We start from the raw sequence: 11845 nt of genomic DNA on the forward strand, positions 1-11845 counted from the left end.
ACGCGTAAAAAAAGCCTGCTGACAACAGCAGGCTTTTTGCGTTTCAACGCCGAGGCGGGCAGAGCTTAAGCGGGCGTGAGCTGGGCCCCAAAGCGGGCACACAACTGGTGCCGAATCGGCTCGGGTACGCGCAGATACTCCAGCACGTCGGTCGTTTTCTCGCTGGGCTTGCCATTCTTATCGGTTTCAATGGTCACATTTTCCAGCGACAGATAGCAGCAGTCGGGGTCAGCGGGGACGTGGTAGAGGTGAACCCGGCCGAAATGCGCGGTGGGCGTATCGGAAGGCAATACTTCCATATGGTCCCAGTCGGCAGCTTCGAGGGCTTTTTTGGTAGCCTCGGTATCGGCAAAAGCCAGGGCCGACTGCGGAAACGTGAGCTTCTGGGCCCATTGTCCGGCCAACTCGGAGAAAGGCGCGGCGGCCTGCGCATGCGGGCGGAACCACGAGAACAGGACGATGATGCCCACTTCGATACACCAGACCAGATAGAGGAAAAACCCGCTGATGGTAACCGAGAAAATGCTCCAGGTTCCGCTTTCAGCCAGGCGCGGCAGCATGCTCAGCACTGCCGAGGGCGAAGTAAGCGCGCCCAGGAAAATGTCGGTATCGAACGAGGTATGCGTGAAGGAAGCCCGGCTACCCAAGGACTCCGTTTCGCCGGCACCGCTGAGCAGGGTAATGTAGACGACCCACTGCACGTACCAGGCCCATAGGCCCAGGGCCAGCGTCAGCCAGCCGACCAGGGCGGGGTTGCGCAGCTTGCCCGCTTTCGTCAGCTTCTTGAATACAAAGCCCAGGGCCGCCCCGAAGCCCAGCGTGAGCAGCACATTGATGTAGATAAAGGGAATATACCAGACGGCATACACGTACAGAAAGGCCAAAGGCACGGCGGCGGCGGCGCCCAACAGCACCAGGCCCAGAACTCCGCCGACCGTTATCCGATTGGAAGGCTGGTAATACTGACTCATAAGAAAGGGGGATAGGATGGATGAAACGAATGCGGATAGAGGCAGCGCATAGCACTACGGATAGGCAATATAGCACTACTGCTATAATCGTGGACCCGAAACCGGTTTAAAGCCATAAAAAAGCAGCCACCCCGTATTGCTACCGGGTGGCTGCTACTACTATCAAACAGCGCTTAGCTACTGCCCGCCGGCGGAGGTAGCCGCCGCACCGGGCCGCAGGTTGGCTTCAAACAATTTCAGAATGCGCTTGTACTCGTCGGTCCAGGAGGCGGGTTCCACGAAGCCGTGGTCTTCGACTGGGTAGACGGCCAGCTCCCAGTTTTCCTTGTGCAGCTCAATCAGGCGCTGGCTCAGGCGCACGATGTCCTGAAAATGCACGTTGGTATCGACCATGCCGTGGCACATGAGCAACGCGCCCTTCAGGCCTTCGGCGTAGTAGATGGGCGACGAGCGGGCGTAGGCAATACTGTCGTTGTAGGGCGAATTGAGGATGTTGTCGGTGTAGCCGTGGTTGTAATGGGCCCAGTCGGTGACGGAGCGCAGGGCCGCTCCGGCCTTGAACACCTCGGGCTGGGTAAACATGGCCATCAGGGTGATAAAACCGCCGTAGGAGCCGCCGTAGATGCCGATACGCTGGGGGCTCACGCCGTATTTCTCCGTCAGCAGCTTGGCCCCGTCGACCTGGTCGGTCAGGTCTTTGTCGCCCATGTAGCGGTAGATGCCCGTGCGTACGTTGCGGCCGTAGCCAGCCGAGCCGCGGTAGTCGATGTCGAGTACGGTGTAGCCTTTATCGACGAGCAGGTTATGAAACATGTACTCGCGCGAGTACTGGCTCCACCACTTATGGGCGTTCTGCAAGTAGCCGGCCCCGTGCACGAAAATAACGGCCGGCCCCTGGGCTTCGGCCTTGGCTGGGCGGTAGAGACGAGCATACACGTCGGCTCCGTCCCGGGCCTTGATGGTCACGATTTCGGGGTCCCGCCAGGCATAGCTCTTGAACTCATCGGTCAGGGAGCTGGTAATCTGCCGGGCCTTGGCGCCGGGCTTGTTGTCCATTACATACAGCTCCCAGGGCTTGTTGGTGTAGCTGTAGCGCACGGCCAGGGTTTTCTCGTCGGGCGACATGGTCACCTCACTGGCCCCGGGCATAGTTGTAATCTGGGTCAGGGCGCCGCCGTCCACGGGCATGCGGTAGAAGTGCTGCTCGCCGGGGTGGGTCTTGTTAGCCGTCAGGTACCACAGCTTTTTGTCGCGGCTGAGCTGAGCTTTCTGCACCTCAAAATTGCCACTGGTCAGGGCTTTCTTCTGCCCGGTGGTCACGTCCACGGTGTAGAGGTGGGAGTAGCCGCTTTCCTCGCTCTGAAACCACACCCGCTTGTTGTCGGGCAGCCAGCCTACGTTGCCGGGGCCGTAGCCAATACCGGGGCCGTTGATCCAGGCCTCGTCGCGCTGCCGGTCGAGCAGGCTGATTTTCTGGGTCGCGGGGTCCAGGCGCACAATCCAGCGGTCCTTGTTGTCGAAGGAGCGAATCACCAGAAAGGCGTGCTGCCCATTGTCGGACCAGTAGGGGCCGTAGGGTTCCACGCGGCGCAGCTCGGTGGCGGGCTTGTCTTTCTTCGTGCCATTCTTATCGGCTTCGGCGGCCACCGGAGCCTTGGCCGGCAGGGCATATTCCTTGCGGTAGGCCGGCTGCTCATCAAGCCCCTTAAGCTCCTTGTAGCCCAGCACAAAGGTCGTGTCGCGCCCGATGTCGTAGATACCCAGCTCGTAGGCCGTTTGCGGGGCCCCTACCTTGGTGCGGGTTGTGAGGTCTTCGGTGAAGCCCGAGGCCGTGACGAAGCTCGGCACAATGGCTACCTTCTCACTGGCCGGCTCCTGGGCCAGGCGGTAGGTTACAAAACGGCCGTCGGGTGAGAGCTGTAGGTTTTCTACGGTTTGCTGGCCCAGCCAGATAGCCTTGGGGTTGAGCCGGGCCACGGCTTTCTGCAGGCGCTGCCGGGCCTTCTGGTCCTGGTCGCGCTGCCGGATAACGTCGAACAGCGCCAGCTGCTGGGCCCGCAGAAACTTCTCGGCCTTGTCGGTGGGCTGCCCGCTGCCGGGGCGGCTGCCACGGCGGAAATCCGTGCGCTGCACCGTCTCGCCGGTAGCCGGGTCCCAGGTATAGAGGTTGCTGGCGCGGGTGTAGCTAATGAGTTTACCCTGTAAGGCAAAGGCGGGGTCGGTTTCCCGTTCGGCCGTGCGCGTCACCCGGCGCGTTTTGCCCGCCTTGAGGTCGAGCAGGAAGATGTCGCCGTCCTTCTCGTACACCTTGCGGGTATATTTCTGGTCGTAGTCGCCGCTGGTGGTCGGCAAGGTGCGCTGCTCGGCCAGGCCGACTTTGCGAATAGCACCACCGCCGGCAGACGTTGAGTAAAGCGAGTCGCGGCGGGCTTTTTCGGGGTTCCAGTTGAAATAAATCCGCTTCCCGTCCTCGCTCCAGCCAATATTGGTCGGGGCCGAGCCCATCCACTGGGCCGGGTCGCGCATGATTTTTTCGACGGTAAGCGTAGTCAGGACCGCGGCAGACTGTGTTTGGGCCGCGGCCGCCACGGGTAGCAGGCCGGCCAGCAACGGCAGGATAGAAGTAGGGCGCATGAAAGCAGAAAACGAGTGGAGGAGCGCAAAATACGCAAGCCTCCGGCAAGGACACTACCGATACCAGCCCCGTTGCAAAAACCGCTGTATACGCTCACTCAGGGGGTTACAAGCCACCCTTCTCCCACTGGCGCAGTTCAGCCTGCAGGTTGCGGCGGGCGGCGGCATCCAGCTTCTGCCGAAACAGCGGGGTTTGGTAGAGCACCGAGGCACCCAGCAGCTTTTCCAGCACCTGCTTACGGCCCCGCCGGTAGAGAATATCGGGCACCAGGCGGTACTCCTGCCGCACTTGCCGGGCATACTGCCAGTAATCGGCCTCGGCGGCGCCCAGAATCTGCAGGTCGGCGTCGAGAAAGAGGTGCAGGTCGGTATCGGTAGCGGGCTGGGGCTGGGTGTGGTCCTTGGTGCGCTCAATAAGAAAGGTCACCCGCTGGCGCCGCTCGGCGGGCAGGCTGGTTTTGGCCAGAAACTCCTGGGCCAGCACGGCGCTGCGCGCCTCGTTGTCGTCGCGCATGGGGTTGTACACGGCATCGTGAAACCACACGGCCAGCTGCACCACCGCCGCATCCTGCACCAGGGTTTTGTGCAGCTCCAGGGTTTCGAGCAGCGTGCGGATATGGGTCAGGCTGTGGTAGTGCCGGCCGGAGCCTTCGTAAGCAGCCGTCAGCTGCCGAAACGTGGCGTCGCGCAGGGGCTCGGCCACGCCCAACTGGGTGGTAAGATGGCGCCAGCGCGCCTCCAGGGTGGTAGGAATCATGGGACTACAGAATCGGCTAAGGGCTAAGAATAGGAACACGCGCCGGGCTAGTTGGCCGTAGGCACGCCATAAGGATTGGGGGTACGAAGTTCTAAGAAACGCTCGGGGTTGGGCAGGGGCACGAAGCCAAACTGGGTGTAAAGGCCGTGGGCGTCGAGCGTAGCCAGCATTTTACGCCGCAGATTCTGCAGCCCGGGGTGGCTCCACACGCACGCCATCAGCCATTTCGACAAGCCCTGCCCCCGAAACTCGGGCAGCACGAACACGTCGCAGAGCCAGGCAAAGGTGGCATAGTCGGTCACGATGCGGGCAAAGCCGGCCAGGCGGCCGTCGGGCGCATACAGGCCAAAGTTCAGGGAATGCGCAAGGGCCCGCTCCACCGTTTCCCGCGGAATATTCTGGGCCCAATATGAATCCTGGGACAAGTACTGGTGAATGGCCTCTATATCGAGCTGGGTGGGGTCGGTACTGATGCGGAAGTGCTGCGGGTGCAGGTGTTCGACAATAGGCATGGCAGAGAAGAGCGGCTGAAAAGCTAGGAAAAACCGGTTATTGGCAGTAAAGCCGGACCTACTACAAAGCTACCCGCCCCGGCTTCACAAGCAAGCTAATCCTTAAGGCCCTACCTTGCGTTAGTACAGATCTACGCTTATTCTTTCATCATCAACTACTTGCTTATGAAACGTTTTGCCTCGATTACGCTATTGGCCGCCACGCTGCTGGCCGGGGCGCCGGCGGCCCGGGCCCAAACCACGACCTTTCAGGTAGGCGCTACGACGGTTTCGATGACGCCACTGGCCGATAATCTGTCCGTGCCGTGGGAACTGGTGTGGGGCCCCGACAACTTTATCTGGATGACGGAGCGCGGGGGCCGCATCAGCCGGCTTAATCCCAACACCGGGCAAGTATTGCCCCTGCTCACGGTGGCCGACGTAACCCAAACCGGCGAGAGTGGCTTGCTGGGCATGGTGCTCCACCCCGACTTTACGACCTCGCCTTATGTGTACATCGTGTACAACTACACTGAGGGCAGCATTCTGAAGGAGAAGCTGGTACGCTACACCTACACGGCCGGAACGGGCACGCTGAGCGCGCCGCTCGTGCTGCTGGGCAATATCACGGCGACAACCACGCATAGCGGCTCGCGCCTGCTTATCCTGCCCGACCGCACCTTGCTGATGACCACCGGCGATGCGCAGTTGCAGCCCGAAGCCCAGAACATCAACTCGCTCAACGGCAAAATCCTGCGCCTGAACCTGGACGGTACCATTCCGGCCGACAACCCCACTCCCGGCAGCCTGGTGTATACGCGGGGCCACCGCAACCCCCAGGGCCTGGTGCGGGTGCCAAGCGGCAAAATCTACAGTTCGGAGCACGGGCCCAACAACGACGACGAGGTTAACCTGATAGAGCCGGGCCGCAACTATGGCTGGCCCAACGTGGAAGGCCCCTGCAACCTGGCAGCCGAGCAAGCTTTCTGCGCCGCCAACAACGTGCGCGAGCCCCTGCGCGTCTGGACCCCAACTATTGCCACGGCGGGCCTAACGTATTATAACCACCCCGCCATTCCGGAATGGAGCAACAGCCTGCTGATGGTGAACCTGAAAGCCTCTAAGCTGCTGCACCTGCCCCTCAATGCCGCCGGAGACGCCATCAGCACCGAGAACAGCTACGTCACCACCTTTGGCCGCCTGCGCGCTATCTGCGTCTCGCCCCAGGGAAAAGTGTACCTATCGACGAGCAACCGGGACGGCCGCGGCGGTGGCGCCACCAACGATGACCGGGTCTTCGTCCTGGAAAACCGGGCGTATGTATCTACGCCCACCCAATCGGCGGCCCGGGCCCAGAAGCTCAGCGTGTGGCCCAACCCGGCGCAGGGCACGGCGCTGATGCGCCTGCCGGTAGCTGCCACGGCCCCCGTTCAGGCCTCGATTGTTGATGCGCTGGGCCGGGTAGCCTACACGACGCGCTTTGCGGCCGGCCAAACGGACCTGTCGCTCAACCTGCAGGGCCTGACCCCGGGTATTTACGCCGTGCGTGCCCAGACGGGCGCGGCCTACTACACCCAGCAACTGGTCGTTCGATAAGCAAACTCAAGAACCATAAAAAAGGCGCTGCGGATTCCGCAGCGCCTTTTTTGTATGCATTACTGCCAGAAGGCTTTACTCCAGCACTACTTTGCGGGTGATGGTATAGTCGCCGACTTTCACCCGCAGCGTATAGATGCCGGTAGCCAGTCCTTTCACCGAAATAGGAGCTTCTACCGCCCCGGCCTGCACGGCCAGCGCCTGCGTCAGCACCTGCTGGCCCAGAGCATTGAGTAGCGTGGCCTGCACGGCCTTGGCTTGCGCAGCCCCGCGGATGCGCAGCGTAACCGAGCCCGTCGAGCTGGGGTTCGGATACACACTGACCTCCCCCCCGGGCAGATCCTGGGCAGTACTCAGGATGGTCTGCCGGGCGCAGATAGTAAAGGTGCCCGTCGCGTCGCTGGAGCCGTAGCCGGCCACCAGCACATAATACTTGGTATTGGGGGCTACGTTCACGTCGAAAGTCCCGACGGTCTGGTTGTTGCCCGCGCTGGCCCGGCAGTCGACCTGGGTCAGGGCCGTCGAGCAGGCCGCGGCCGTGAAAATCCGCACCTGCCCCGCTGGCCCGCCCGTGGTAGTCATCTGAATACCCGCCGTGGAAGGACCGGTGGTCATTTCAAACCATACATCCTTGGGCGCATTCGAGGTGGTGCAGCCCGGGTTCACGTACCCGTTGGGGGCACTGGTGGTAGCTCCAAAATTACTGGCCGTCAGCGGCGTGCACGTATTGCTGGTAATGGGCAGAGTAATAGCCCCGCAGACATCGTTGTTGGCCGGCACGGGGGCCAGCGTTGTAAAGCAAATCGGCCCCGAGGCGATGCTCACCCCCGCCGTAACGCCGCTGTTGCCGCAGTTCTGACTCACGTAGAAACAGTACGGCGTACTGGCCGACAACCCGGAAATGTCCGTGAAGGTATCCGTCAGGCCGGTAAGGCGGGTGCCCTGGGCCGAGCCCGGCGTGAAACCCTGCGGGCCGTACTCTACCGTGAAGGTAGCGCCGGCCACCGGAGCAGTTACGGCCCAGCTGAGGCGGGCACTAGTGGCCGTCAGGTTGCTGGCATTGAGCCCTATTGGCTCGGGGCAGCGCGTCTCGGAGCGTACGCACAGCTTGAAGCGCCCGAAGACGTTGTTGCCATCTTCGAACACCCGAATGTAGAGCACTTCCCCGGGAGCCCGGTTGGTAAGCGTGACCATGGAAAAATTATTCCGGCCGCCATCATCGTCGCAGCCTACCACCGTCAGGGCGCCGCAGGTACCCGCGTAAATGGCCATACCCGTGTCGAGCACGGGGCTACCGGCAACCGAGTCGGTAGAGGCAATCAGGCTTCCCGTAGCCGGCACCACCACCCGAAACCAGACGTCGCCGCCCGAATAGGTGGAGCAGCCCGGGGCCGGCACGCCACTAGAGCCCGTAGCCCCGGCATTGGTACCCACGATACGCGTAGTGCAGGCACTGCCAAACTGTACAGGTACCGGGGTAGCCGTAGCGCACTCGTCGTTAGCCGGCGGGTTAGCCAGGGTCGTGAAGGCGGCTGGGCTGGAACGCAGGCTACTGCCGCTGGCCCCTCCGCAGTTCTGGGTCACGTAGAACTGGTACGTACTCCCTGGTGCCAGCGTAGTCAGCTGAATGAGGTTGTTGGTCGTGGTCACCGTCGTGCTCTGGGCCGAGCCGGGCGTAAACCCAGTCGGGCCATACTCCACGGTAAACGGCCCGGTGCCACTCGTAACCGACCAGCTCAGGGTAGCCTCCGTTTGGGTAATGCCCGATACGGCTAAGTTCGTGGGAGCAACGCACGTAGTCGGCGGCGTGACGCAGATGCTGAAAGCCCCCGCAACGCTAGAAGACGAATACCCGGCTACCGATACGTAGTACGTGGTATTGGGCGTCAGGCCGGTTACGTCGAGCGCCCCTACCCCGCCCGTGCCAGCAACAAACTTACAGGCTATCTGCGTGAAGGGTCCGGCGCAGGTGCTGGCCGAAAACACGCGCACCTGACCGGCGGGCGTACCAGTGGCCACGACGCTAGCGCCCAGGCTGGCTGGTCCGGCGGCGGCTGTCGTAAACTTGAACCACACGTCGAGCGGGGAAGCGGCAATGCCACAGCCCGGGTTGGTGTAGCCCACCGGCGCGGTGGTAGTGGCGGCCTCATTGCTTCCCTGAGTTGGGGAGGGGCAGCCCGCGGCTACGGTTAGGGCAATTGCTCCGCAGGGCTCGTCGTTCAGCGGGGGCGTGGTGATGCAGATAGTAAAAGCCGCCGCTGCTGCCGAGGGCGTGCTGGAACCGTAGGAGAACACGCGCACGTAGTAGGTGGCCCCTATGGTCAGGCCCGTGTATACCTTTACATCCGGATCCGAGAAGCCGACCGAGGTCAGCGTAGCACAGCTCCCGGACAATACCTGTTGCACATAGTCGCCGGTGCCATCCAGGGTGATGATGTGAGCGGTACTGGTAGCGGTAAACTTGTACCAGACGTCATCATCGGCCGTGCCCACGGGCGCAGCCAGCCCCGCGGTAGGGCCAGCCGCCTCCAGCGTGCCGCTGGTAGCGGTAGTGCAGGTCGCACTGGGAGTCGGAGTCAGCGTAACGGCATTGGCACACTCGTCGTTTGCCGGGAGCTGGGGCGTAGTAACACAAATCGTGAAAGCAGCCGCCGTGACTGAGGGCACGGTAGCACTGTAGGAGTACACGCGCACGTAATACGTGGTGCCCACCGTCAGCCCGGTGTAGATTTTCACGTTCGGATCCGAAAAACCGACTGAGGTTAAGGTAGCACACGTACCCGACAAGAGCTGCTGCACATAGTCGCCCGAGCCGGTGAGCGTGACCGTGTGCACCGTGGAAGTAGCCGTGAACTTGTACCACACGTCGTCGTCGGCCGTGCCGACCGGCGTAGCCAAACCAGCTGTTGAGCCGGCATTCTCCAGCGTACCACTGGTAGCGGTAGTGCAGGTCGCACTGGGAGTCGGAGTCAGCGTAACGGCATTGGCACACTCGTCATTTGCCGGGGGCAGTACTACAGTGGGGGTTGTAATGCAGATCGTGAATTCGGCCGCCGGAGCCACAAGGGGCGTCGAGCCGGAGGAGTACACACGCACATAGTATGTGGTGCCCGCCGTCAGCCCGTTGTACGTGCGCTCATTCGGGTCCGAGAATCCCTCGGAGGTAAGGCTGCCACAGGTGCCCGCCAAAACCTCCTGCACATAGTTGCCGGTGCCAGTCAGGGTGATGGTGTGGCTGGCGCCGATGGCCACAAACTTGTACCAGACATCATCGTCGGCCGTGCCGAAAGGAGTAGCCAGGCCCGTGGTGGCCGTAGCACCTTCCAGCGTACCCGAGGTGGCCGAGGCGCAGGCCGCATTGAGGGCGGCGGGCGTCAGAGTTACAGCGTTGGCACAGGCATCGTTGGCAGGAGCTACCGAGCTGGTAACGCAAATCGTAAAGGCTGCCGCTGCCGGCGTGGGTGCTGTGGCTCCATAAGAATACACGCGCACGTAGTAAGTAGCGCCGGCACTCAGACCGGTGTACGTTTTAACACTAGGATCAGAGTAGGCCACCGAGGTGAGCGTGCCGCAGCCACCCGAGAGCAGCTCCTGCACATAGTCGCCCGAGCCGGTAAGCGTGACGGTGTGCACCGCGGAAGTAGCCGTGAACTTGTACCACACGTCATCATCAGCCGTGCCGACCGGCGTAGCCAGCCCGGCCGTAGCCGTAGCACCTTCCACCGTGCCGTTGGCAGCAGCCACACAGGCTGTGTTAGCAGCCGCAGGCGTCAGGGTCACGGCATTGGCACAGGCATCGTTGGGAGGCGCAACCGTTGTCGTTACGCAAATCGTGAAGGCTGCCGCCGTGGCCGAGGGCAACGCCGCACTGTAGGAGTATACGCGCACGTAGTAGGTAGCGCCAGCCGTCAGGCCGGTGTAGGTTCTGACGTTGGGGTCGGAGTAAGCCACCGAGGTAAGCGTGCCGCATCCACCCGAGAGCAGCTCCTGCACATAGTCGCCCGAGCCGGTAAGCGTGACGGTGTGCACCGCGGAAGTAGCCGTGAACTTGTACCACACGTCATCATCAGCCGTGCCGACCGGGGTGAGTAAGCCCGCCGTAGGCGAGGCACCTTCCACCGTACCATTGGTAGCGGCCGAACAGGCCGTGTTGCCCGCCGCCGGGGTCAGAGTTACGGCATCGGTACAGGCATCATTGCTCGGAGGAGCTACGGCCCGCGTGATAAACGAGCCAACGCTGCTGATAGCACTAGTGCCGTTGGCGCCGCACAGCTGGGTTACGTAGAAGTCGTAGCCCGTGCTGGGAGCCAGCCCGGTAAGCGTCACGGCAGTACTAGCCGATGTCACCGTAAGGGCCTGGGCCGAACCCGGCGTGAAGCCCGTAGGACCGTACTGAATGCTATACGTGCCACTGCCGGCCGATGCCCAGGCCAGACTCGCCGTTGTGTTGGTCAGTGCGGTTACGCTCAGGTTGCGCGGCTGGGGGCAGGCTGGCAGGGCCGCTGGTACAAAGGCGTATACCTGGCCGGTAGCCGGCTTGGTATTGATATTGGTGTTTTCAGCGGTGGAGCTGGCCGTCGGTGCGGCCGAGGCATCACTCAGGGCCAGATAGGAGCCGCTGCCGGTTCCGAGGCCGGCCAGCCCAATAGAAGCTCCTAGCGCAGTAGTAGCCGTAGTGGCCCCGGATTCTTGACGATATATAAACTCAACCCGGTTTGAGCCTTCGTAGAGCTTTACCTGAAAGGAAAGCACCGGGGCATTGGCCGCATACCGCCATTCCCAGTTAAGCCACTCAAAGGTGAATACCCGGTTTGGAGCGGTGCCCGTGGTAGTGTAGCTGCCCGAAGCGGTGGCTCCGGTCGGGTTACCATCCAGGTCGTCGAGCAAGGGAGCCACCAGCGGCCGGGTAGCGGCCGGGGCAGCCGCCAACGTGCCCGAATGATTGCTGGTGCCCGTCGTGTTGAAGGTCAGCCAGCCATTGGACGAAGCTTTCACCTGCGTGTAGGCGGCGCCGTCAAAAACAAAGCTAAATCCTAGTGGAATAACGCCGGACAAGTAGGTGTCGGCCGTCAGGCCGGTTACCACGGTTCCCCCGCTTACGGGCGTAAAAGTACCTTGCGAGGCAGCCAGCGTGTACGTGTTGACCTGGCCCTGGGCGAAGCCCGTTGCTCCCAGCCATAAGCTGAGTAGAAAAAGCAGAGCTGCCGGCCACCTCCTATTCCTCTCTAAAAGGCAAGGCGTTACAGGACCAATCAAATGGCGTAGAGATTTTTCCATCATCAACGGATAGATGCAGTGAAAAGGAAAGGACAGTAAGTAAGAGGGGGTTGCAGGTAGTGCAGGGCGGGGCGAATACGGACTGATTCACCGATGGAGCGAGTGTGCTAAATCTACTA

6 protein-coding genes are annotated in these 11845 nt (G+C 61.9%); 1 reads left to right on the forward strand and 5 read right to left on the reverse strand.

Annotated features, from left to right (window positions below; translation table 11 throughout):
* Positions 1 to 65 precede the first annotated feature (65 nt).
* The 4 genes from E5K02_RS12570 to E5K02_RS12585 form a co-directional block, all read right to left on the reverse strand.
* On the reverse strand, positions 66 to 971 hold the full coding sequence (locus E5K02_RS12570) for a hypothetical protein (protein ID WP_135395129.1): 906 nt from the start codon (positions 969 to 971) through the stop codon (positions 66 to 68).
* A 177-nt stretch (positions 972 to 1148) separates the two neighbouring features.
* On the reverse strand, positions 1149 to 3605 hold the full coding sequence (locus E5K02_RS12575; RefSeq protein WP_135395130.1) for a prolyl oligopeptidase family serine peptidase: 2457 nt from the start codon (positions 3603 to 3605) through the stop codon (positions 1149 to 1151).
* A gap of 106 nt (positions 3606 to 3711) precedes the next feature.
* A complete protein-coding gene (locus E5K02_RS12580) occupies positions 3712 to 4362 on the reverse strand; it encodes an HD domain-containing protein (RefSeq protein ID WP_135395131.1) in 651 nt (216 codons plus the stop codon).
* Positions 4363 to 4409: 47 nt separating this feature from the next.
* Positions 4410 to 4874 carry a GNAT family N-acetyltransferase gene (locus E5K02_RS12585; protein WP_135395132.1) on the reverse strand — a complete coding sequence of 155 codons (465 nt, stop codon included), beginning with the start codon at positions 4872 to 4874 and terminating at the stop codon, positions 4410 to 4412.
* Positions 4875 to 5039: 165 nt separating this feature from the next.
* Between E5K02_RS12585 and E5K02_RS12590 the strand changes: the two genes are divergently transcribed.
* Entirely contained in the window at positions 5040 to 6449 is a 1410-nt protein-coding gene (locus E5K02_RS12590) for a PQQ-dependent sugar dehydrogenase (RefSeq protein ID WP_135395133.1), read from the forward strand.
* A 75-nt stretch (positions 6450 to 6524) separates the two neighbouring features.
* Here the strand turns inward: E5K02_RS12590 and E5K02_RS12595 are convergent, their stop codons facing one another.
* The gene (locus tag E5K02_RS12595) at positions 6525 to 11534 is read right to left on the reverse strand and encodes a fibronectin type III domain-containing protein (protein WP_167856384.1); all 5010 of its coding nucleotides are present in this window, start codon (positions 11532 to 11534) and stop codon (positions 6525 to 6527) included.
* Between the last annotated feature and the right edge of the window lie 311 nt (positions 11535 to 11845).

The sequence above is a fragment of the Hymenobacter metallicola genome, from assembly GCF_004745645.1.
GTDB classification, from domain to species: Bacteria; Bacteroidota; Bacteroidia; order Cytophagales; family Hymenobacteraceae; genus Hymenobacter; species Hymenobacter metallicola.

Bases quoted from the DNA above. Each gene is read 5' to 3' on its own strand.
- E5K02_RS12590 (WP_135395133.1), top strand. From the start codon at position 5,040: ATGAAACGTTTTGCCTCGATTACGCTATTGGCCGCCACGCTGCTGGCC.
- E5K02_RS12575 (WP_135395130.1), bottom strand. From the start codon at position 3,605: ATGCGCCCTACTTCTATCCTGCCGTTGCTGGCCGGCCTGCTACCCGTG.
- E5K02_RS12585 (WP_135395132.1), bottom strand. From the start codon at position 4,874: ATGCCTATTGTCGAACACCTGCACCCGCAGCACTTCCGCATCAGTACC.
- E5K02_RS12570 (WP_135395129.1), bottom strand. From the start codon at position 971: ATGAGTCAGTATTACCAGCCTTCCAATCGGATAACGGTCGGCGGAGTT.
- E5K02_RS12580 (WP_135395131.1), bottom strand. From the start codon at position 4,362: ATGATTCCTACCACCCTGGAGGCGCGCTGGCGCCATCTTACCACCCAG.